The 22,415-nt window shown below is 63.0% G+C and carries 21 protein-coding genes and 1 tRNA gene; 4 read left to right on the top strand and 18 right to left on the bottom strand.

Annotated elements, in window-relative coordinates; all coding sequences use genetic code 11:
- Positions 1-49 precede the first annotated feature (49 nt).
- Both ACFWXH_RS15930 and ACFWXH_RS15925 read left to right on the top strand, forming a co-directional pair.
- Complete coding sequence (locus ACFWXH_RS15930; protein ID WP_379121784.1) at positions 50-1,582, top strand: YifB family Mg chelatase-like AAA ATPase; 1,533 nt, start codon at positions 50-52, stop codon at positions 1,580-1,582.
- A gap of 134 nt (positions 1,583-1,716) precedes the next feature.
- Positions 1,717-2,685 carry a hypothetical protein gene (locus tag ACFWXH_RS15925; protein WP_379121782.1) on the top strand — a complete coding sequence of 323 codons (969 nt, stop codon included), beginning with the start codon at positions 1,717-1,719 and terminating at the stop codon, positions 2,683-2,685.
- Here the strand turns inward: ACFWXH_RS15925 and ACFWXH_RS15920 are convergent.
- The 8 genes from ACFWXH_RS15920 to ACFWXH_RS15885 all read right to left on the bottom strand — a co-directional run bounded on the left by ACFWXH_RS15920 (position 2,679) and on the right by ACFWXH_RS15885 (position 10,904).
- On the bottom strand, positions 2,679-3,302 hold the full coding sequence (locus ACFWXH_RS15920) for a transglutaminase-like cysteine peptidase (protein ID WP_379121780.1): 624 nt from the start codon (positions 3,300-3,302) through the stop codon (positions 2,679-2,681). The two genes, ACFWXH_RS15925 and ACFWXH_RS15920, sit on opposite strands and share 7 nt — an antisense overlap.
- Before the next feature lie 261 nt (positions 3,303-3,563).
- Entirely contained in the window at positions 3,564-4,841 is a 1,278-nt protein-coding gene (locus ACFWXH_RS15915) for a polyhydroxyalkanoate depolymerase (protein WP_379121778.1), read from the bottom strand.
- A gap of 396 nt (positions 4,842-5,237) precedes the next feature.
- On the bottom strand, positions 5,238-5,600 hold the full coding sequence (locus ACFWXH_RS15910; protein ID WP_054310071.1) for a septal ring lytic transglycosylase RlpA family protein: 363 nt from the start codon (positions 5,598-5,600) through the stop codon (positions 5,238-5,240).
- Between the two features lie 467 nt (positions 5,601-6,067).
- Positions 6,068-6,152, bottom strand: a tRNA-Leu gene (locus ACFWXH_RS15905).
- A gap of 171 nt (positions 6,153-6,323) precedes the next feature.
- Positions 6,324-6,944 (bottom strand): 2,3-bisphosphoglycerate-dependent phosphoglycerate mutase, encoded by a 621-nt coding sequence (locus ACFWXH_RS15900; protein WP_379121776.1) that lies wholly within the window; start codon positions 6,942-6,944, stop codon positions 6,324-6,326.
- 66 nt (positions 6,945-7,010) lie between these two features.
- The gene (dapB, locus tag ACFWXH_RS15895; protein ID WP_379121774.1) at positions 7,011-7,832 is read right to left on the bottom strand and encodes a 4-hydroxy-tetrahydrodipicolinate reductase; all 822 of its coding nucleotides are present in this window, start codon (positions 7,830-7,832) and stop codon (positions 7,011-7,013) included.
- 3 nt (positions 7,833-7,835) lie between these two features.
- The gene (locus ACFWXH_RS15890; RefSeq protein WP_379121772.1) at positions 7,836-9,626 is read right to left on the bottom strand and encodes an ABC transporter ATP-binding protein; all 1,791 of its coding nucleotides are present in this window, start codon (positions 9,624-9,626) and stop codon (positions 7,836-7,838) included.
- A 261-nt stretch (positions 9,627-9,887) separates the two neighbouring features.
- A complete protein-coding gene (locus ACFWXH_RS15885) occupies positions 9,888-10,904 on the bottom strand; it encodes a glucokinase (RefSeq protein WP_379121770.1) in 1,017 nt (338 codons plus the stop codon).
- Positions 10,905-10,928: 24 nt separating this feature from the next.
- Here ACFWXH_RS15885 and ACFWXH_RS15880 point away from each other — a divergent pair, with 24 nt between their 5' ends.
- A complete protein-coding gene (locus ACFWXH_RS15880; RefSeq protein ID WP_379121768.1) occupies positions 10,929-11,213 on the top strand; it encodes a hypothetical protein in 285 nt (94 codons plus the stop codon).
- Between the two features lie 46 nt (positions 11,214-11,259).
- On the opposite strand, the gene mepA is transcribed toward ACFWXH_RS15880, so the two are convergent.
- The 4 genes from mepA to ACFWXH_RS15860 all read right to left on the bottom strand — a co-directional run bounded on the left by mepA (position 11,260) and on the right by ACFWXH_RS15860 (position 15,173).
- Positions 11,260-12,354, bottom strand: a complete 1,095-nt coding sequence (mepA, locus tag ACFWXH_RS15875; protein WP_054310075.1) for a penicillin-insensitive murein endopeptidase — start codon at positions 12,352-12,354, stop codon at positions 11,260-11,262.
- 77 nt (positions 12,355-12,431) lie between these two features.
- On the bottom strand, positions 12,432-13,337 hold the full coding sequence (locus tag ACFWXH_RS15870; protein WP_379121765.1) for an SDR family oxidoreductase: 906 nt from the start codon (positions 13,335-13,337) through the stop codon (positions 12,432-12,434).
- Complete coding sequence (gene queG / locus ACFWXH_RS15865; RefSeq protein ID WP_379121763.1) at positions 13,334-14,500, bottom strand: tRNA epoxyqueuosine(34) reductase QueG; 1,167 nt, start codon at positions 14,498-14,500, stop codon at positions 13,334-13,336. Before queG ends, ACFWXH_RS15870 begins: the two co-directional genes overlap by 4 nt.
- On the bottom strand, positions 14,481-15,173 hold the full coding sequence (locus ACFWXH_RS15860; protein ID WP_054310078.1) for a glutathione S-transferase family protein: 693 nt from the start codon (positions 15,171-15,173) through the stop codon (positions 14,481-14,483). The genes queG and ACFWXH_RS15860 overlap by 20 nt, the downstream gene beginning before the upstream one ends.
- A 254-nt stretch (positions 15,174-15,427) precedes the next feature.
- Here ACFWXH_RS15860 and ACFWXH_RS15855 point away from each other — a divergent pair, with 254 nt between their 5' ends.
- On the top strand, positions 15,428-16,366 hold the full coding sequence (locus tag ACFWXH_RS15855; protein WP_379121761.1) for an undecaprenyl-diphosphate phosphatase: 939 nt from the start codon (positions 15,428-15,430) through the stop codon (positions 16,364-16,366).
- 80 nt (positions 16,367-16,446) lie between these two features.
- Here ACFWXH_RS15855 and ACFWXH_RS15850 read toward each other — a convergent pair whose 3' ends face one another.
- The 6 genes from ACFWXH_RS15850 to ACFWXH_RS15825 form a co-directional block, all read right to left on the bottom strand.
- On the bottom strand, positions 16,447-17,427 hold the full coding sequence (locus ACFWXH_RS15850; RefSeq protein ID WP_379121759.1) for a complex I NDUFA9 subunit family protein: 981 nt from the start codon (positions 17,425-17,427) through the stop codon (positions 16,447-16,449).
- Between the two features lie 143 nt (positions 17,428-17,570).
- A complete protein-coding gene (locus ACFWXH_RS15845; protein WP_379121758.1) occupies positions 17,571-18,572 on the bottom strand; it encodes an Ldh family oxidoreductase in 1,002 nt (333 codons plus the stop codon).
- A gap of 165 nt (positions 18,573-18,737) precedes the next feature.
- Complete coding sequence (locus ACFWXH_RS15840) at positions 18,738-19,535, bottom strand: ABC transporter permease (protein WP_379121756.1); 798 nt, start codon at positions 19,533-19,535, stop codon at positions 18,738-18,740.
- Positions 19,535-20,284, bottom strand: a complete 750-nt coding sequence (locus ACFWXH_RS15835; RefSeq protein ID WP_379122234.1) for an ABC transporter permease — start codon at positions 20,282-20,284, stop codon at positions 19,535-19,537. The genes ACFWXH_RS15840 and ACFWXH_RS15835 overlap by 1 nt, the downstream gene beginning before the upstream one ends.
- 299 nt (positions 20,285-20,583) lie before the next feature.
- Positions 20,584-21,381, bottom strand: coding sequence for a transporter substrate-binding domain-containing protein (locus tag ACFWXH_RS15830; RefSeq protein WP_379121754.1), 798 nt, complete (start codon positions 21,379-21,381; stop codon positions 20,584-20,586).
- A gap of 68 nt (positions 21,382-21,449) precedes the next feature.
- A complete protein-coding gene (locus tag ACFWXH_RS15825; RefSeq protein WP_379121752.1) occupies positions 21,450-22,265 on the bottom strand; it encodes an ABC transporter ATP-binding protein in 816 nt (271 codons plus the stop codon).
- Positions 22,266-22,415: the final 150 nt, after the last annotated feature.

Below are 22,415 nucleotides of genomic sequence, written 5' to 3'. Positions count from 1 at the left end.
CCCGTGGCCGCTCCGGCCATGCGGGTCGGGTGCCCGCCTGGGGGCTTAGATGGTTTCGCGCGTTCGCACGGTGGCGTTCCAGGGCATCGAGGCCGTGCCGGTCGACGTCCAGGTGATGATTGCGCCCGGCAAGGTCGGCATGTCGATCGTCGGTCTGCCGGACAAGGCCGTGGCCGAAAGCCGCGAACGCGTCCAGGCCGCCCTTCATGCCTCCGGCCTGTCGATGCCGGCACGCAAGGTCACGGTCAATCTCGCACCGGCTGATCTGCCGAAGGAAGGCAGCCACTACGACCTGCCGATCGCGCTCGGCCTGATGGCCGCCCTCGGCGCCATTCCCGGCGATATGCTGGCATCCTACGTCGTGCTGGGTGAACTTTCGCTGGACGGTACGATCGCTGCGGTCGCCGGTGCCCTGCCGGCGGCGGTCGGCGCCAATGCCGACGGGCGCGGGCTGATCTGTCCGCACGCCTGCGGTCCGGAAGCCGCCTGGGCCGGTCCCGACATCGATATCGTCGCGCCGCGCAGCCTGATTGCCATGGCCAATCATTTTCGGGGCACTCAGGTGCTGTCACGCCCGCAACCCGGCGTGCATCAGAGCGCGCGCAACCTGCCGGACCTTGCCGATATCAAAGGTCAGGAAAGTGCCAAGCGTGCGCTGGAGGTGGCAGCGGCCGGCGGGCACAATCTGCTGATGGTCGGCCCGCCGGGTTCCGGCAAGTCTATGCTGGCGCAGCGCCTCCCCTCGATCCTGCCATCGCTGGCGCCGAAGGAACTGCTGGAGGTCTCGATGATCGCTTCGGTCGCCGGCGAACTTGCCGGAGGCAAGCTGACCGACCGACGGCCATTTCGCGCACCGCATCACTCGGCCTCGATGGCGGCAATGGTTGGCGGTGGCGTGAGGGCGCGTCCGGGAGAGGTCTCGCTCGCCCATCACGGTGTGCTTTTCCTCGACGAATTCCCGGAGTTCTCGCCGCAAACGCTCGATGCGCTGCGCCAGCCATTGGAAACCGGCGACTGCATGATCGCCCGCGCCAATCATCGCGTCACTTATCCAGCGCGCATCCAGCTGATCGCGGCGATGAACCCATGCCGTTGCGGCATGGCAGGCGAGCCCGGTTATCGCTGCCTGCGCGGCGATCGTTGCCGCATCGACTATCAGGCACGGATCTCGGGTCCGCTGCTCGACCGGATCGATCTCAGGGTGGATGTCCCGGCCGTCTCGGCCAGCGATCTGATCCGACCGGATCGGACGGAGCCGAGCGCTGCGGTTGCCGAGCGTGTGGCGCTGGCACAGAATATCCAACGCAAGCGTTTCGAAACTCAAGGTATCGCGGGAATTGCGCTCAACGCTCATTGTTCACCAGCCATGATCGAGGCGATTGCGGCACCGGATGCGGCCGGGCTCGCACTGCTCAGCGAGGCCAGCGAAAAACTCGGCTTTTCCGCGCGTGCCTATCACCGCGTGCTGAAAGTGGCGCGCACCTTGGCCGATCTGGACGATTGCGAAACGGTCGGGCGCATCCATCTCGCCGAGGCGATCTCGTACCGCATGGCATCGGGACGCTTGTCGCAAGCTGCTTGAAGAAGAAAGCCAGTGGCTGAATGAAAGGCATGGGGGCGGCTAATCGGCCGGCTCAGTTCACCCGATGTCGTCTTACCAGGTTTGGCGATTCACTCTCGAATAACCGTCCCCATTCAAACCACGGTCCTGTCTTGATGGAAATTCTTCAGCCCTCTCTTTTCGCACCTCTACCAGAGCCGGAGCCTGGCTGGTTCGACGTGTCCTATGCCATCACGGATGACGGACTTCTGGCATCGCTCAAATCCACCTGCGATGTCCCGGGAAACTGGTATCGCAACGTAAAAGCCAAAGACACCACCCGGCCGCTGCTGACCAAGAACGCAATGGCCAGACTGTCGATCTTCGACGGAATGACGGAATATGGGACGATAGAATTTCCTCTCGAGACGGCATTTCCGGTTTTTGATGCCCATCGGGACGGCGCCTGGATTGTCGCCAGCTCCCGCTGCAGGCCGACCGACGCGAACGCGACGCTGTTCAACGACAGCGGGCAAGCCACCAACCAGTTCTGCTTGGGCGACGGGATTGAGCATCTTCAATGCGATGACCGCGGCAATATCTGGGTGGGCTATTTCGACGAAGGCGTCTTCGGCAACGGTGGCTGGAAACTGCCTGGAACCAAGGCCCCCATCAGCATGGCCGGCCTGGTTCAGTTCGATCCAACGGGGAAGGTTCTCTGGCGGCTCGAGGATCCGTCCATGGCGGACTGCTACGCGCTGAATGTCAGCCGGGGTACGACCTGGGCATACTACTATACCGATTTTCCTATTGTCGAAATCGCGGCCGCGACCGGCCGCACCAAAGTCCGTCAGACGACTGTGACGGGCGGACATTCGTTGGCCTGCGACTCGGAAGGCGCCATGATTGTCGGCGGCTACGCGCCCGACAAGGATCGCATCACCCTGCTGGAGTTTCGTGACGGAGTACGAAACGTGGCTCGTTTTCGCCATGCACTGCAAAGCACATTCTCCGAACGCGCCTCGCTCTGTCAGGCTCGCGGGAATACGTTGCACATCGTGCAGGATGGCTTGTGGAACAAATTGACGCTCGACGACGTCCGCCTCGCCGCGGCACAGCGCACGGCGAAAAAAAGCCGTTATTGAACAGCGCCGACCAGCACCTGCTGGCCATCGCGGATCGAGACCCAGCGGCCGGTGTTGTCGATGGCCTGGCGCTTCAGGAAGCGATAGCCGCTCTGATCCCAGGGCTTGACCTTGTCGGTCAGGTTGTCGAGCACGAAATCGCCCTTGTCGGTGCGCACGGTCAACACCGCATGGCCTTCGCCGTCCGGCTTGCGGACCACCGTCACCAGCAGGTTCGCCAGCGAAACGCCCTGTCTGGCCAGCCGGCGGCGCTTTTCAAGCACATAATCCTCGCAATCGCCGACACCCTTGTCCGGGTAGGCCCAGACCTCGTCCTTGCCGTAGATTTCCAGGTCGCTCAGCGGCTTGACCGCGGCATTCACTGCAGCCGTGACCCTGCCAAGTTTGTTCAAGAGCGCCGTGGTCAACCTGGCCGGCGCCAGGTCCTTGGGACGAACGGAACATTCGGCAGGACGTGTCTTGCAGAATTCGTAGTGTCCGATCGGCTGCGTGGTTGGTCCGCCGGTCGCCATCGCGCCGGCGGCCGACGCGGATGGCATCGCCCAGATCGCTGCAGCCAGCCCAATCGCCGCCGCCGCAAAGACACGCAAACCTTGCGTCGCTGGTGAGGAGTTCATCGTCCCCCGCTCGCCCCTGTTATTAACGAAACGTTAATGAGGATTTACATGTCGTGTCAATTCATCCTGATGGCGGATTCGCCGAAAGGGTTAATCGCGCCCCCGTCATTGCGGTGATTGCGCAACAGTCAGCGTCGTCAATTTCGTCTGGATGGCAGGCCAGGGACAAAATGGAAGCGTGGCGGCTCGTTTCTTGAAACAAACCGTTCGCCACGCGGGTCTAAAAGATCGCGTTCAAAAATACGTGATCAGGATCATGCCTCAAGCCTGAGCCGGCTTACTGGCCTTCCGCTTCACCACCACCTTCTCGGTGCGGCCGTAGCTGGTGATGAAATCGACGATGCGCGGCACGATCTCCGCCCGGAAGCGTGAGCCGTTGAAGACGCCATAATGGCCGACAGCCGGCTGCATGTAGTGTGCCTTCATGTCGGCGGGAACATTGACGCACAGGCGATGAGCGGCTTCTGTCTGGCCGAGACCCGAAATATCGTCGTTCTCGCCCTCGACCGTAAACAGCGCGACATTGCGAATGGCGCCTGGATCGACCTTCGTGCCACGATGCTTCATCTGACCCTTCGGCAGGGCATGGCGCACGAACACCGTTTCCACGGTTTGCAGGTAGAACTCGGCGGTCAGGTCCATCACCGCCAGATATTCGTCGTAGAACTCGCGGTGCTTCTCGGCGCTGTCGCCGTCGTTCTTCACGAGGTGCATGAAGAAGTCCTTGTGGGCGATGATATGCCGGTCAAGGTTCATGCTCATGAAGCCGGAAAGCTGCAGGAAGCCCGGATAGACGTCACGGCCGAAACCCGGCACCGGCCATGGCGCTTGCATGACGACGTTGTCGTGGAACCAGTCGATGCCCTTTTCCTCGGCCAGGAGGTTGACCGCGGTCGGGTTGCAGCGCGTGTCGATCGGTCCGCCCATCAGCGTCATGGTGGCTGGCGCGAAGCGATCGCCGCGCGCTTCCATCAGCGCCACGGCAGCCAGCACCGGCACCGAAGGCTGGCATACCGCCATCACATGGGTGTCCGGCCCAAGCGCATGCAGCATGTCGACCACGTAGTCGATGTAGTCATCGAGATCGAAACGACCGGCCGAGACAGGCACCATGCGCGCATCGACCCAGTCGGTGATGTAGACGTCGGCATGGGGCAGCATCGCCTCCACCGTGCCGCGCAACAGCGTTGCGTAGTGGCCTGACATCGGCGCCACGATGAGAAGCTTAGGGTCGGTGCGGCGGCCGGCGGGCACCTCGCGCTGGAAATGGATTAGGTTGCAGAACGGCTTCGACCAGACGACGCGCTCCGTGACCGGCACGGTCTTCCAGTCGACCACGGTCTTGTCGAGGCCGAAGGCCGGCTTGCCGTAACGGCGTGTGGTGCGCTCGAACAATTCCGCAGTCGCGGCCACCGAACGGCCCCAGGGCGTGTGCGAAAATGGATTCAGCGGATTGGTGTAGAGAACCCGCACCGCCTCGGCATAGGCGCGCGCCGGCTGCAGGGCAGCATGGTTCATCTCGTAGAACTGGTAGAACATCAAACGGTCTCCGCTGCCCCTCGGAACGAAGGGCCAAGAGCAATTCCAGGAAAAGTGTGTAACGGTTTTCCGTCCGGAATTGCGCAAAAACAAAGAGTTAGAGCGTTTCCGCGTTTCCGTGAAACGCTCTAGAAGCGACCCAGCCACTTCACTCTGCCGCAACGAAGTTAACAAGAAATTGTTGCGGCGCAATAGATCACGTTGGGTGAGTTATCCCCATACTTTAGGCCAAAGCCTTGAAAAAGGCCGGTCGGCAGGCCCAGTCGGCTATGGGTGCAGGTGCGAAGGCGTCTCATTGGTAAGTGAGCTGGCGGTGAATGGCGACCTCAAGCGAATCAAAGAAAAAGCGCCGCAACGAGGCGGCGCTTTTCATTTCATCCATTGCCAATGACCGGATCAGACCCTGGCCATGCAAACAGCGGCGTGGCCGGAGCTGACAAAGCCCAGCTGGCGGGCGGCACCGCGCGACAGATCGAGCACCCGACCCTTGATGAAGGGGCCACGGTCATTGATGCGTACGACGACGGTCTTGCCGTTGTTTTTGTTGGTAACCTTGAGCCGGGTGCCGAAAGGCAGGCTGCGATGAGCGGCAGTCAGGGCTGAAGGGTTCATGCGCTCGCCCGACGCAGTCTTCGAGTGCAGGGCATACCAGGAAGCGCGACCGCATTGTGCAGCGGCGGAGGAGGTGGACGCGCCGGCGACAAGGCCGACCGCGACAGTGACCGCAGCGAGCGCGGCCTTCTTGTTGTTGATTGTCATTCCGAGGGAACGGCTCCGTTGATCGATGGGAGGCCGTTAGGGTGAAATGCGGCGGCAAATCTGGCGCGTTTCGGGCGATTTCGTGGCAAGCGCACACGTTTTGAAACATCGGGAAACAGTCTGTCAGACTATTGTCCGACAATTGCGCAGTTCAGATTACGAATCATGGGCCAGAAGACAGAATCGCTTTAGCCCGCGGGGTTCTGATCTCCAAGTACAATTCCGGAATTTTTCAGTGTAATCTCAGCCATCACGCAATCATGCTATGGCCGTTGCGAGGCGAATTGTCCGCCAGCATAAAACGAGCCAGATTCTTCAGTCGCGGGATAAAATCATCTGATGCCAGGGGTTCAGCCACCCGGCGACGGCACGTGGCGCATGTGGCAAACGGTGGCAAATAAAAAAGCCCGGCAATGCCGGGCTTTTTTGAAATGCTCACCACTTCGTGTCGAAGCAGTGCGGAAACTTGGTGCCCAGAAGAGGACTCGAACCTCCACGCCTCGCGGCACACGGACCTGAACCGTGCGCGTCTACCAATTCCGCCATCTGGGCTGGTGGGCGCTCATGTAAGCGGGCAGGCCGACCCTGTCAACGCGCTTTTTTCAAGCAATGCAAAGGCTCGGCATAAATGTCGCCTGCTGGCGCCGGCAAAATGTCCCACCTCATCGTGCCAGCCGAAAGCTGGAAGCGATTTTCGGCAAGCGCGACACACGGATTCCCGATTCAGTCGGCCAGAACTTCCTTCGAAGCGACGGTCGAATCGGCATTGAGCTTGTAGATGACCGGCACGCCGGTGCCGAGCTCCAGCTTGACGATCTCCTCGCCGGTCAGTCCGTCCAGCGCCATGATCAGCGCCCGCAGCGAATTGCCGTGGGCCGCGACCAGAACGGTGCCGCCAGCCAGCACGTGCGGCTGCAGCGTGTGCAGGTAGTAGGGCCACACACGCGCGCCGGTGTCCTTCAGGCTCTCGCCGCCGGGTGGCGGCACGTCATAGGAGCGGCGCCAGACATGCACCTGGTCTTCGCCCCATTTCTGGCGGGCGTCATCCTTGTTGAGGCCGGACAGTTCGCCGTAGTCGCGCTCGTTCAGCGCCTGGTCACGCACCGTCTTCAGGTCGCTCTGGCCGACAGCATCCAGGATATGCTGGCAGGTTTTCTGGGCGCGCTGCAGGGCCGAGGTGAAGGCGATGTCGAACTTCAGTCCGCGTGCCTTCAGCTTCGCCCCGGCGGCCTTGGCTTCGGCATGCCCCTGCTCGGTCAGGTCGACGTCGCGCCAGCCGGTGAACAGGTTCTTCAGGTTCCAATCGCTCTGGCCGTGGCGCACGAGCACGAGAGTTCGCGACATGTTTTCTCCTTTACTGGAGCGGTTCCGCTTTTGTCGGAAACGCTCTAACGACGTTCTGATCTTCGTTCAGGCGACCCGGCCAAGGCCCAGCACGTCCCGCATGGAATAGAGACCCGGCTTGCGTCCATATGCCCAGAGCGCTGCCTTGACGGCACCACGGGCGAAGATGGCGCGGTCCTCGGCATGGTGGCTGAGCGTGACGCGTTCTCCGGGGCCGGCAAGGAATACCGAGTGTTCGCCGACAACCGAGCCGCCGCGCAGCGTGGCGAAGCCGATGGTCTTCGTCTTGCGTGCGCCAGTGTGGCCGTCTCGGCTCCGCACGCTGTTTTCGGCAAGCGCGATCTCGCGGCCCGCCGCCGCGGCCTCGCCGAGCAGCAGGGCGGTTCCAGAGGGAGCATCGACCTTCTGGCGATGATGCATCTCGAGGATCTCGATGTCGAAATCCTCCGGATCGAGCGCCTTTGCCGCCTGCTCGACCAGGACGGCGAGCAGATTGACGCCGAGGCTCATATTGCCTGACTTGACGATGGTGGCGTGGCGCGCTGCGGCGGCGATTGCCGCGTCATCCTCGTCCGAGCAGCCGGTTGTGCCGATGATGTGGGCAATGCGCGCCTGGGCCGCATAACCGGCGAATTCGACGGTGGCGGCAGGCGACGTGAAGTCGAGCACGCCGTCGGCCTTGGCGAAGGCCGGCAGCGGGTCGTCGCCGATCGCCACGCCGATCGGGCCGATGCCGGCAATCTGTCCGACATCCTTGCCGACATGAGGCGAGCCCTTTCGCTCGATCGCGGCGGCAACGGTTGCTCCGGGTATGGTGGTGATGGCGCGGACCAGGGCCTGGCCCATGCGGCCCGCGGCACCCACCACCACCAGTTTCATTTCGCTCATGCGCTATCCTCCGGTCGTTCCATCGGCTCTGTTCGCAATCGTCTCAGCTTCGCCGTCATCGACAAGGCCAAGCCCCTGTCCGCCTTGCAGGTTGTGGAAGCGCGCATAGGCGCCGCCCGGCCTGGCGATCAGCTCGGCATGCGTGCCTTCTTCCACCAACTGGCCCTGTTCCAGAACGACGATGTGATCGGCATTGACCACTGTCGACAGCCGGTGTGCGATGACGATGGTGGTGCGACCCTGCATGATGGTGGTGAGCGCCTGCTGGACACGCGCTTCCGATTCATTGTCGAGCGCCGAGGTCGCCTCATCGAGAAGCAGGATCGGTGCCTGGCGCACGATGGCACGCGCAATCGACAGGCGCTGGCGTTGGCCGCCGGAAAGCGTCACGCCGTTTTCGCCGACCGGCGTATCATAGCCTTGCGGCTGCTGGCGGATGAAATCGTCCGCGGCGGCCTGGCTTGCCGCGAACTGGATTTCGCTGTCGCCGGCGCCCGGCCGGCCGTAGCGGATGTTGTCGCTGATCGTGCCCTCGAACAGATAGGGCTGTTGCGAAACGAAGGCGATCGACTGGCGCAGCGACTGCTTGGTGACCTTGGAGATATCCTGGCCATCGATTTCGATCGAACCGTCGTTCACGTCGTAGAAGCGCTGCAGCAAGGCAACCAGCGTCGACTTGCCGGCGCCGGAGGCGCCGACGATCGCAGTCGTCTTGCCGGCCGCGGCCGCGAAGGTGAGGTTGCGGATGACCGGCAGGTCGGGCGCGTAGCCGAAGGTCACGTTCTTGAAGCGGATCTCACCAGCCTCGATCCTGGCATCCTTGGCATCCTGCGCATCGCCCTGGCGCGGCTCCAGGTCGAGCAGTTCGTAGATCATGCGCGCGTTGACCATGGCACGCTCGACATTGACCTGGGTGCGGGCGAGGCGCCGTACCGGATCATAGGCCAGCATGAAGGCGGTGATGAACGACATGATGTTGCCGGGCGGTTGGCTGCTATAGGCCGAACGGTACATCGAATAGGCAACGACACCGGCAATGGCGAAACCGGCAAGCATCTCGGTGACCGGGGCGAGGCGTTCCGAAACGCGGGCGATCTTGTTGTAGCGGGATTCCGCCCTGTCGACCAAATCGCCGATCTTGCGGGTCAACTGCTCTTCCATGGTGAAGGCCTTCACCACGGCGATGCCCTGCACGGATTCCTGCATAGCGCCGATCAGATGCGAGTTGATCTCGACCGATTCACGCGTCACGCGGCGTACGCGCCGCATGATGTAGCTGACCGCCCAGACCAGCGGCGGACCGATCAGGAAGATGCTCGCAGCCAGAAATGGCGCCTGGTAGACCATGACGACCACCAGGCCGATCAGGGCCACGAGGTCGCCGGCGATCGATTTCAGCGTCATCGAGAACAGATCGCGGATGCCGGCGACGTTTTCGTTGATACGCGCCGCAAGCTGGCCTGAGCGCGTTTCACTGTAGAAATCGACGCCCAGCTTCATCAAATGGGCGAAGACGCGCTTTTGGTAGTAGGCAACGATGCTGTTGCCGATCTTGGCCAGAGTCACGCCGGCGCCGTAGGTGGCAAGGCCACGAACCAGGAAAATGCCGATGATGGCGCCGCAAATGACAGGCACCAGATCATAGCGGTGCTTGTAATAGAGCTCATCGACCATCGGCTGCATGATGTAGGCCGCGCCGCCGGTGGTTGCGGCCAGGGCGATCAGACAGAATGCCGCCATCCAGTAGGACTTCAGGTGCCCGCGGCCGGCCTCGTCATAGATGCGCCGCAACACAGCGAAGACTTCGCTGGGGTCAGCCTTTCTTTTTGGTTCGTTGGAGGCCAAATCTCAGTCCGCTACACTGCGTTCATCGGTCGCCCGTTGGCGTCCGGCACCTATTAGCCTCATCGGCTGTCCTTGCCTATGGCCAATGGGCAACGCGCAAAAAATGCTTGGACGCAATTCCAGGAAAAGTGTGTAGCGGTTTTCCGTCCGGAATTGCGTGAAGACAAAGAGCTGGAGCGTTTCCGTTAAGACGGAAGCGCTCTAGCGCGCTCAAGCGCTCCAGCGCCGGCCATCGGTCTCGACGCCGAACAAGGATGGTGCCCGCGCGTAGGCAGCAAGTCCGGCCAGCGCTGCCAGCGGATGCGTAATGACATAGACGGGCATGGACCGCATCATCTCGCTGTGCGGCGCCTTGTCTTCGAAGGCGGCGCGGAAATTGCCCGCCTGCAGCGCAGGTGCGATCTTCTGCGCAATGCCGCCGGTGAGGAAGACGCCGCCGCGGCTCTTGAAAACCAGCGCGAGATCGCCGGCGGTGCGGCCAAGGCAGGTGACGAAGAGCGACAGCGCTTCTTCCGCCACCGGATCGGATTTCGCCAGCGCTGCCGCCGTGATTTCAGCCGGCTTGACGAAGGGAGCGGTCTTGCCGTCGGCTTCGGCGACGGCGCGGTAGACATTGACCAGTCCGCGCCCGCACAGGATCTGCTCCCCGGAAATACGGCCCTCGATCTTTTCGATGTGCGGAAATACCTGGAAGTCGCGTGGCGTGCGCGGGCCGATGTCCATATGCCCGCCTTCGCCCGGTACCGGGATCCAATGCCCAAGCGCGTGGATCAGCCCGGCGACGCCAAGACCGGTGCCCGGGCCCAGCACGACGCGGCTGGCATTCGGCTCGGGCTCGCCGCCGCCGATCTTTTCCATATGCTCTTCGCCGAGCGCCACCACGGCAAGGGCCTGCGCCTCGAAATCGTTCAGAACGACGACCTCGCTGAAGCCGAGGTCCCGCAGCATCACCTTGGGCCGGATCACCCACGGACAGTTGGTGAGCGGGATTTCATCGCCATTGACCGGGCCGGCAATGGCCAGCACCGCTGAATTCGGCCGCACCGCGGAGCGGTCGAGCACGGCAGCCTGAATGGCGGCATCGATCGTCTCGAAATCGGCGGTCTGGACGATATGGGGCTCGCCGGCTTCGGCATTGGCGTCGAGCACGACGGAGAAGCGCGCATTGGTGCCGCCGATGTCGCCGATCAGGATCGGGAATCTCAGCACGCCGCTTCCGTCAGTCATTCCCATCCCCGGTCCGATGTGGCGATGGCTCGCCTCGTGTTCTCAACAGTGCGGCCAGGGCATTGCGCGTTCATTCGGACGCGCAAGGACGCTCTGACCGTTTTAAGGCTGCGCATCGTGCAGTCTTCACGCCGATTCGGTCGCCTGCAACCTTCTCAATCGATTGAATGCTATAAACAAACAAAAGCGCCCCTGAAAGGGCACTTTTCAGGCCACAGCCCAGAACCGAAGGTTTTCGCAATTGGTCTGAAAAACGCCCGGGAAGAGGCACTTTTCTGGCAAGAATCGAAGGGCTTGCAGCTGATCTGAAAAGCACCCGCGAGAGGGTGCTTTTCGTGTCCGCTTGCTGCTGGCGTCAGTTGCCGGGACGCGGACGCGGCAGTGGAATGCCTATCTTCGGCGTCGGTGCGAAGGCATTGGCTGTCACCGGCGTGAGCGGCGCCTCGCCGATTGTCGCCGGCGGGGTTGGAGCCGCTTCCGGCGATGCGGCCACCGCGACCGGCGGCCGACCGTTGCCATAGTAGGTCGCTGCTTCCGCCGAGACCGGTCCCGGCGCCTGCAGCACCAGCCGGCATTCCTTCGGCAGGCTTGCCATGGTCATGATGTCGCGCGCCTTAGGGGCGTCCGGATTCTTGTTCGGGCGCCATGGCTCTTCGGTGAACCACCAGGCCAGCGACTTGTCGCAGCCGTCGCCCGGCGCCGTTGCCGCCTGTTCCTTGCAGCCGTGCGATCCCGGCTGGCAGCCGATGCGGACATGGAAATGATAGTCGTGACCCCAGAACGGCCTGATCTTGCGCAGCCAGCTGCGGTCGCCGGTCACGGTATCGCAAAGCTTCTTCTTGATGCCGGGATTGACCAGGATGCGCTCGACTTCCGGGTAGCTCGCCGCGCGGCGCAGGAGCTGGGTATGCTGGGGGGTCCAGCGCTGGTCGTAGACGAGATGCGTCTTCGGGTCGACCATCAGCCTGGCGCTCTTGTTCTCGCGCTCAGCCATGGTCAGGTCGCGGCTCGGTTTCGGCGTCAGCCAGATGTCGGCATCGAGGCCGATCTGGTGCGAGGCATGGCCGGTCAGCATCGGACCGCCGCGGGGCTGCGAGATGTCGCCGAGCAAAAGGCCCGGCCAGCCATCGGCCTCGGCGTCGCGCGAGAATTTCTCGAGCAGCGCGATCATCGTCGGATGGCCCCAGCGACGATTGCGCGAAGGGCGCATCACTGTCCAGGTGTCGCCCTCCAGCGGAATGGCAACGCCACCCGTGAAACAGCCTTTCGAATAAAAGCCGAAGGATTGCGGCTCGGTCGCAGCCGGTAGCTTTTCGGCGCCGAACAGGTTCTTGGCCAGTTCCTCGGCCATAGCCGGACGCGCCTCGAATTCGAGGGCGCCAAGAAGCGTGGCCAATCCCGCCAGAACAAAGGTCGCCTTGCGGGCAATGGTTCGCAGCCGTTTCGTCACTTACCCTCTCCCTGCTTTCGCAGTCCCTTCAATCCGACGCAGGCCGAATCATACCATGCCTCGGCCGTCTCCTGCGATCACGAGCGCTTCATCGGGCTGCGCGCCGCTCCCTTGTCCCAGTCTCCACTCGCCCACATCTGGTCGAAGGCGGCGTGGTAGTCGGGAAAGCGGAACGCATAACCCGTAGCCTTGATCTCCGCGTTGGAGACGCGCTTGTTCTCGCCATAAAAGGACCGCGCCATGGGCGAAAGTTGGGCGGTGGCGAAATCGGTCTCCGGCGGTGGCGGCACATTCATCAAGGTGGCGGCATAGGTCACGACGTCCTGCGGCGGTGCAGGCAGGTCGTCGGTGATGTTGAAGATGCCGCCGAGATCGCCCTCTGCGAGATGCCGAAGAGCGCCGGAAATGTCATCGCGATGAATGCGGTTGAACACCTGATCCGGCTTGATCAGCCGTTTGGCGGTGCCGTCGGCGAGATTGACGAAGGCGTTGCGGCCGGGGCCGTAAATGCCGGAAAGGCGCAGCACGGCGACAGGCCACCCGATCTCGTGGCCGAGAGCCTGCCAGGCCTGCTCCGCCTTGAGTCTCAAGGTGGAGCGTTCCGACACCGGGCGGCATTCGGCTTTTTCATCGACCCAGGCGCCGCCATGATCGCCGTAGACACCGACCGTCGACAGATAGCCGATCCAGCGTAATGTCGGCATCCGGGTCACGATCGTGTCGCGAGCTGCTTGCAGCACGGGGTCGCCAGCCGTCTCTGGCGCGATCGAGATCAACAGATGGGTGGTTTCGTTGAGTGCGGCTTCGATTTGCGGTGTGAGCGTTCCGTCGAAGATCAAGGGCTCGATGTCGGCCTGCCTGAGGGCTTCGAATTTTCCCTGCGAGCGCGTCGTGCCGGTAAAGCGGCCGAAATCATGGTTCTGGCCGGCGAAGGCCTGGGCGGAGTAGCCGGCTCCGAAAATGAAAATCCTGTTGCCGCTCATGCCGCCCTTCCGTTGTTGTCCGCCTCGTCGATGGCCCGGCGCCACTCGTTCTGAACGACCGTGTCATCTTCGTGCGGCAGCGCCGTCGCTGCCAGTTCGCGCACTGTATCGCCTGCGATCAGCCGCGACAGTGCCCACACCGCCGCACCCCGAACCAGCGGCGAAGCGTCGTCGAGCCGCTCTCGCACCGGCGCGACAAGGTTCTGATCGTCGGAATTGCCGGCAGCGATCAGCACGTTGCGGATGAAACGGTCGCGACCGATTCGCTTGACCGGCGAGCCGGAGAAGAGAGCGCGGAACCCTGCGTCGTCGAGTTTGAGCAGATCGGCCAGCGCCGGCTCGCGCAGATCGGCTCTCGCGACGAGCTTTGCTTCGGAGGCAGCCTGCGCAAACTTGTTCCAGGGGCAGGCCGCCAGGCAATCGTCACAGCCATATATGCGGTTGCCGATGGCAGCGCGGAATTCCCATGGGATCGGCCCTTTGTTCTCGATGGTGAGGTAGGAGATGCAACGGCGGGCATCGAGCCGGTAAGGGGCGGGGAACGCATCGGTCGGGCAGGCGTCGAGACAGGCGCGGCAGGAGCCGCAATGATCCTCTTCGGCTGCATCGGGCTCGAGTTCCGCGGTCGTGAAGATGGTGCCGAGAAACAGCCACGAGCCGTGCTCGCGACTGACCAGGTTGGTGTGCTTGCCTTGCCAGCCGAGCCCCGCCGCCTCGGCCAGGGGCTTTTCCATCACCGGCGCGGTGTCGACGAACACCTTCACGTCGCCGCCGGCTGCCGCCACGATCTTGCCGGCGATTTCCTTCAGCCGACCCTTGATGACGTCGTGATAGTCACGGTTCCGGGCATAGACGGAGATCGCGCCCCGATCAGGCTGCTGCTGAAGCGCCCGCGGATCGTGATCGGGGCCGTAATTCATCGCCAGCACGACGATGGATCGGACATCCGGCCACAAGACGGAAGGATCCGCGCGGCGCTCCAGCGTGTCCGCCATCCATCCCATCGAGCCGTGAAAGCCGGCCGATAGGAATTCGGCCAGACGCACCGGCGCTTGCGGAATGGCGTCCGGCGTGGTGATGGCGACCGCATCGAAACCGGCGCGCCGCGCTTCACGGTCGATCAGCCTACGCAGCTTGGTCGGGTCAGAAATCGAGGTCCGCATAATGCGACACCGGCGACAGGCCACGTACGCGGTCGGCCAGCAAGGGGCGGAAAGAAGGCCGCGACTTCACGCGCGTGTACCATTCGCGCGCCGCGCCATGTTCGCGCCATTCGATCTCGCCCAGATAATCGAGGACCGAGAGGGTGGCTGCGGCAGCCAGATCCGCGTAGGTGATGCGGCTGCCGGCCAGCCAATGACGCGTGCCGGCCAGCCAATTGGTGTATTTCATATGCTGGCGGATGTTCGCGCGCGCCGCGCGGATGGCGGTCGAATCCGGGGAGCCGCCGCCGGCATCCGAAGGCATCTGCGGCTTCAGCACCCGCTCGCGCACGAGATGGCGTGTCACCTCGCTCTCCGCCTTGATGAGGTACCAGTCCGTGAGGCGGCGGATTTCCGCGCGCTCCATCGGCCCTTCCACGAACAGGCGCTTGTCGCGCTTCAACACGCCACGTGTCTCGTCCAGATATTCGGCAATCACGCCGGCGCCGATGATCGGCACGTCGCCTTCCGCAAGCAGGATTGGCAGCGTCCCGGCCGGGTTGAGCGCCAGGAACTCCTTGCGCCTGGTCCAGGGCTTCTCCTCTATCAGCGCAAGCTCCTCGCCATATTCGCCGAAAGCGAGGCGTACGAAGCGGCAACTGGCGAACATGGGGTGGTGGAAAAGCGTCAGCATCGTCCCGGATGATATATGCGCTGGCGAATCGCTGGCCGCGCCGATAAGTCTTTCTTGCCCGATTCCACGGGTTGGTCAGGGTGCTGCGAGCTATAGGAGCAGTTGAGCACGCTGACAAGCAAGCCCCGACGCTGCATTCGTCACAGTTTTGCAACTTTGACAGTGTGTCTAAGCGCCGGTTCGACAGATTCGAACGCGAGCGGACGCAAAAGATCGGGTCCCGCTTTGCCGATCGCACTGCCCGTGAGGTACTTATGAATTTCCAGACATTGGTGGAAGCGCTGTTGCTCGGCCTGCTTGAGGGGCTGACCGAATTCCTCCCCGTTTCCTCCACTGGCCATATCCTGCTGGCCGGCCATTTTCTCGGTTTCGAATCCACCGGCAAGGTATTCGAGGTGCTGATCCAACTCGGCGCCATTCTCGCCATCCTCAGCCTCTATGCCGGCAAGATCTGGGCCTTCCTGCGCCGCCCGGGCGCCTTCGGCCTGCTGATCGAGGCGGCGATCGGCGCTATCGCTTCGCTGATCTGGCTCGCCGGCTGCGCCTTCGAACTGGTTGCGGCGACGGTCAGGCGCCGGCGCGTCAACATGTTCGTGCCGCCGGAAATCTCGAGCGACCACAGCGTGCGCCTGCTGGTCGGGGTGTTCCTGGCCTTCCTGCCCGCCGCCGTCATCGGCATGCTGGCGCATGACTTCATCAAGACGGTGCTGTTCGAAACGCCGAAGCTGATCTGCATCATGCTGATCCTGGGCGGCATCGTGCTTTTGTGGCTCGACCGGCTGGACCTGAAACCGAAATATCACGACGCCTCGGAGCTGCCGCTGTCGATGTGCCTGAAGATCGGCCTGTTCCAGTGCCTGGCGATGATTCCCGGCACCTCACGCTCGGGTGCCACCATCGTCGGCTCGCTTTTGATGGGTGTCGACAAGCGGGCAGCTGCCGAATTTTCCTTCTTTCTCGCCATTCCGACCATGCTCGGCGCCTTTACGCTCGACCTGATCAAGAACCGCCACCTGCTTTCAGGTGGCGATTTCCCGATCATCGCGGTCGGCTTCCTCGCCGCCTTTGTCACCGCCGTCATCGTGGTACGCAGCCTGCTCGGCTACATCTCGCGGCACGGCTATTCGCTGTTCGGCTGGTGGCGGCTGATCGTCGGCGCTCTTGGGCTCGTTGCGCTGTTCATCTGGGGCTGATGAGTAGTGAGATAGTGAGTAGTGAGATAGTGAATAGCGAGTAGTGAGGATATTCAACTACTCACTACTCACTATCTATCTCACTTTACCGCGGGTCTGCGCTGATTGAATTGGCCGGTGGCCCGGAAGCGCCAGAGATAGCTCGGCAGGATGGCCCCAAGTGTCCGAGGCGTGATGCCGGTCGCGGCAAAGGTGCGGCCTTCCTTGACCGCCTCTTCGGAAACAACGTTGTCGGACTGCAACTGCGTGACCTGGTCGTTGGTGAGCAGCGGCTTCGGCAGCAGACCCAGGATCGAGGCCTGGAGCCTGGCCATCCACCACGGCACCGGAACCAGCATGCGCTTGCGTTCGATCACCGCCAGCATTTCCTGCATGCATTCCTTGAAGGTCAGCACCTTCGGTCCGCCAAGCTCATAGATTTTGCCACCCTCGACAGCACCATCGACCGAACGCGCGATCGCCTCCGCGACATCGCCGACATAGACCGGTTGCAGGCGTGTCTCGCCACCGCCGAGCAGCGGCAGGGCCGGCGAAAAGCGCGCCATGGCGGCGAAACGGTTGAAGAACCCATCCTCCGGACCGAAATTGATCGAAGGCCGGTAGATCACGGCATTCGGCACGGTCTCGAGAACCGCCTTTTCGCCGAGCGCCTTGGTGCGGGCATAGGCGGATTCGGAATCGACGCTGGCGCCGAGTGCCGAGACATGGGTCAGACCGGCACCAGCCGAACGGGCAGCCTCGGCGATGGCGCGGGCGCCGAAATCCTGCACGGCGCCGAAACGCTGGCGGCCGCTTTCATAGAGAATGCCGACAAGGTTGACGACATGATCGGCGCCCTGAACGGCATGGTCGACCGACCAGCGCACGCGCACATTGGCCTGGACAGGCTGGATCTGGCCGACATTGCCGAGCGGCTGCAGATGGCCGGCAAGGTCGGGACGGCGGCAGGCGACCCGGATGCGATAGCCGCGCTTGGCCAGCGCACGCACGACATGCCGCCCGACAAAGCCGGAACCGCCGAAAACGACGACAAGCTTGGGGGTCTGCAGGATTTCGGTCATGGCTGGCTCCGGCGCTCTAAAGCCGTTTCATAGTCGGTTTCTCGCCAAAGGCAAAGGGCGACAGGAGGTCGCCGCGACTTGGTCTACGCGAGGTCGGCGGCATTCGCCATCTGCCGGCGATAACCGGGCCCAGACCCTGGGCTTCAGCGCTTGTGCCGTTCGGCGAAATCGGCGATGCGCTCGACGATTTCCTTGGAAACGGTGATGCCGCGCGCGCTGGCTTTTTCAGTTGCCGCCGCCTTCGAAAGCCCCGGTATATGAACGCCGTAATGGTGGTTCAGCCGGTGGAGTTGATCCTTCATGCGCTTCTCGAAATCGGGATCGAGCAGCTTGGGCTCGATCGCCAGCACGAACAGGCCCGTGCCGGGACTGTCGGATCCGCCATCGAACCAGGGCGCGTCGAGCGACCAGTTCGCGCCGGAAAGCCCTGCCGCCAGCACCTCGACCATCAAGGCGATGTTGGCGCCGCGGGAGCCGCCGAAGGCCAGCAGCGCGCCCTTCATGGCCGCTGTCGCATCGGTCGTCGGATTGCCGCTGGCATCGAGCGCCCAGCCTTCGGGGATCGCCTTGCCGTCGGCGGCCGCCGTGCGGATGTTGAGGAAAGCGGTTGCGCTGGAAGATTGGTCGATGATCAGCGGTCCGCCGTCGGCCTGCGGGCAGGCGAAGGACATCGGATTGGTGCAGTAGACCGGTTTTGTCGAACCGGAACCGGCAAGTAGGGCTGGGCCATTGGTGGCGGCGAAGGAAATGAGACCCTGCTCTGCGAGGCGACCGGTGAAATAGCCGAGCGCACCGGCGGTGTAGGCATTTTTCTGCGAGAAGATCGTTACGCCGAACAGCCGCGCCGTCTTGGCGATATCTTCAAAGACGCGGTCGAAGCCGGTATGGGCGGCGCCGCCTTGCGCGTCTGAGAGATAGACGGCGAGCGCCGGTCGGGTGATCACCGGTTCCGCCTTGCCACGGATGCGGCCGACCTCCAGTGCTTCCAGATAGTCGACGTAGTGGGACAGGCCGACGGCCTTGTTGCCCTCGGCTTCGGCGGCAATCGCCGCGGCTGCGATGGAGCGTGCGGTTTCGTCGCTGGCGCCCGCGCCCAAAGCCGCCATACGGCAAAGCGCTGCGGCCTGTTCGAGACTGAGCTGCATTTCCTTTCACCCCTGGAGCGTTTCCGTTTTCCACGGAAACGCGGAAACACTCTATCTCTTTGTTTTTACACATGATCTCTATCCGAAAAGTCTGCAACTTTTCGGGATCATGCTCAAGCTGCTCCCGTAGCTCATATCTACGTCGCGATCCGGGCCGGAATTCGGCTAGCCTAGCCTTGCCGGGATGCGCGCTTCGATCTTGCGGAACGCAAATACGATAACCCCGGTAATGGCCATATAGACCAGCGCGAGCAGCAGCAAGGGTTCATAGGTGACGAAGGTCTCCTGGCGTACCCGCGAGGCGACGGAATAGATGTCGACCATGGTGATGGTCGCCACCAGCGGCGTCGCCTTGAGCTGCAGGACCGTCTCGCCGGCCAGCGTCGGCAGAGCCCGCCTCAGCGCCTGCGGCAGCCAGATGCGGCGGAAAGCGGTCCAGCGCCGCATGCCGAAGGCACGCGCCGCTTCAAGCTGCCCCTTTGGCACGCCGGCGAAGGCGCCGCGCATCACCTCGCCTTCATAACCGGCGTAGGAAAGTGTGAGCGCCAGCACACCGTAGGGCCAGGCCTGCCTGAGATAGGGCCAGAGGAACGATTCCCGGATCCAGGGGAATTGCGGGAACAGCGAGCCCAGCCCGTAATAAAGCAGCCACAGCTGCAGCAGCAGCGGCGTGCCGCGGATAACCGTGCAGAACACGCGCGCCGGCACCGCCAGGAAAGCGGGACCCGCGGCTTGCGCGAAGCCGATCGGAATCGCCAGCGCGATGCCGAGCGCGGCGGTTACGACGAGCAGCCAGATGGTGCGCCATATGCCTTGCAGGGCGAGCGGCAGATAAGCCGGCAGCCAGTCCCATCGCATGAGGAACGCGCAAGCCAGGACAATCGCCGCCGCGACGATGATCAGCACGATGCGGTGCGGTTGCAGCCATTCCGATGTACGGGCAACGGTCCTCGTCATTGCCATCAGCGCGTCTCCATCACCGATGGCATGCCGCGCCGCGAGTAACGCTCGAAACGGGAAATGACGATGTTTGAGACCAGCGTCAGTGCCAGATAAAGCACGCCGGCAGCGAAGAAGAAGGTGAAATACGCCTTGGTGGCGCCGGCGGCGAGCCGCGTGGTCTGGGTCAGTTCGTTGAAGCCGACGACGGCAAGCAGCGCCGTATCCTTGGTGGCGATCAGCCAGAGATTGGCGAGGCCGGGGATGGCGTAAGGCGCCATGGCCGGCAAGGTGATGCGCCTGAGCTGCAATATAGGCGACATGCCGTAGGCGCGCGCGGCCTCGATCTGACCCTGAGGGATGGCAAGGATGGCGCCGCGCAGCACTTCCGTCGAATAGGCGCCCTGGACGACGCCGAGCACGCAGATGCCGGCGATCAGGCCGTTGATGTCGACCGGTGCATAGCCGAGCAGCGTCAGAAGCCTGTTCACCAGGTCGGTGCCGGCGAAATAAAGCAGCAGGATCAGCACCAGCTCTGGCACGGCGCGCACGATGGTGGTGTAGAGGCCGAACAGATCGCGTGCCATCGGGCTGCCATAGAGCTTGCCGTAGGCGCCGCAGATGCCGATCAGCAGGCCGAGCCCGAATGAGCCGCAGGCAATTCCGACGGAAGCAAGCAGGCCACGCAGCAGATTTCCGCCCCAGCCGGGTGGATCGAATGCCAGAAGTTCGGCGAGACCGGCCGCCGAGGCCGAAAGGAAGATGTCTGTCAGCGTCCTCACTCCGACTGAGGCGATTTCGAAGAATTATTGCCTTCCGTTGAGCGCGACTTTTGGTCCAAAATCGATGCAATAATTCTTCGAAATCGCCTTGAACAGCGCCGCGTACCGCCGCTGGAGGGCTACGCAGGTTCAAAGGGTTGGAGCGTCCTTGCGCGTCCGAGGAACGCGTAGCGCTCTGTCTCGAATGAGCCGGCGCGCCCCCCGACGTGCCGGCTCACGATCCGGCCTGGCGCGGAACGCCGGCCGGATGGCGCGTCGCCTCTCGGGGGCGTCGCGCGTGACCCGGGATGCTAGTTCGACTGCACCTCGTCGCCATAGACGTCGAAGTCGAAGTACTTCTTGGTGATCTCGCCATATTTGCCATTGGCGCGGATGCCCTTGATGGCGGCGTTGATCTTGTCCTTGAGTTCGGTGTCGCCCTTGCGCACGCCGGCGCCGACGCCGGGCCCGAGAACTTCGAGATCTGGTGCCACGGTGCCCTTCATGTCGCAGCAGCCCTTGCCCTGGTCGGATTTCAGGAAAGCGTCCAGCGCGATCTGGTCGGCCTGCGTGGCGTCGATGCGGCCGGCGGCGAGGTCCTGATTGGCCTCATCCTGTGTCTGGTATTCCTTGATCTCGGCGGCGGTCGAAGCGAAGTGCTTCTTGGCGTAGGCGGCATGGACGGTCGATACCTGCACGCCAAGCACCTTGCCCTTGAGCCCTTCCGGTGAGGCGTCGAACTTCTGGTCCTTGGCACCGACGATCGAGGTCGGGGTGTTGTAGTACTTGTCCGAGAAGTCGATCTCCTTCTGGCGTTCCGCGGTGATCGACATCGAGTTCATGATCGCGTCGATCTTCTTGGTCTTCAGACCGGGAATCAGGCCATCCCAGGGGATCGGTGTCAGCACGCAGTCGAGCTTGGCTTCGGCGCAGATCGCCATGGCGATGTCGACTTCCCAGCCACCCCATTTGCCGGACGAATCCTGCGAATAGAAAGGTGGATAGGCTTCCGGCGAAAAGCCCACCTTCACCTGCTCGGCACTGGCCGAGAAGGTTCCCGCCAGCGCGATCGCGGCAGCGGCAACCGCCGTCTTCAGAAATGTTTTCATGCCCTGTTCTCCCGTTGTTTTTGACTGTTCCCGTTGTCTTTTTCCTGCTTTCGCCGGCCCCTCACCAGTCAGCCGACATTGCGCAGAAACTGTTTCAGCCGTTCGGACTTCGGTGCGCCGAACACTCGTTCCGGCGGTCCTTCTTCCTCGACCAGCCCGTTGTGGAGGTAGATGACGTGTGTCGCGACCTCGCGGGCGAATTTCATTTCATGCGTGACCAGCACCATGGTGCGGCCCTCGCGCGCCAGATCGCCGATCACCTTCAGCACTTCGCCCACCAGTTCAGGGTCGAGTGCAGAAGTCGGCTCGTCGAACAGCATGACCCTCGGCTGAATGGCAAGCGCCCTGGCGATCGCCGCGCGTTGCTGCTGGCCGCCGGACAGGAAGTGCGGGTAGACGTCGCGCTTTTCGGCGAGCCCGACGCGCGCGAGCAGCTTCTCGGCGGTGGCGATGGCCTCGTCGCGCTTCACGCCGAGGACGTGCACCGGCACCTCGATGACGTTCTGCAGAAGCGTCATATGACTCCACAGGTTGAAGCTCTGGAACACCATGCCCAGCCGTGAGCGGATGCGTTCGATCTGGCGGCGGTCGGCGGGAACCGTATGGCCATGGCTGTCCGCCTTCAGCTTGATCTCCTCGCCATTGACCCGGATGATGCCGCTGGTCGGGTTTTCCAGGCAGTTGATGCAACGAAGCAGCGTCGACTTGCCCGAGCCGCTGCCGCCGATGATGGCCACGACCTCGCCGTCGCGCGCTGACAGCGACACGCCCTTCAAGACGTGAAGGTCACCAAATTTCTTGTGCAGGTTTTCGACATGGATGGCTTCGGCGGCGCCATTCCGCGCCTCGCCGGATGGGATTGCGGCAGTTCCAGCCGCGCTCACCGGGTGACCTCTGTGCGGTCGACGGCAGTTCGTCGAACGACTATCCGGCTAATCAACATACGCTGTACTGTCCCGCTCCTGACTTCAGCATGGACCCGGCAGCGCGAGCCCGTCAATCCCGCTCATTACGGCACTTGCGGCCTTGTTGTG

The sequence above is a fragment of the Mesorhizobium sp. NPDC059054 genome, assembly GCF_042739215.1.
In the GTDB taxonomy this organism is placed as follows: Bacteria; Pseudomonadota; Alphaproteobacteria; order Rhizobiales; family Rhizobiaceae; genus Mesorhizobium.
This window is presented reverse-complemented; position numbering and strand designations above follow the sequence as displayed.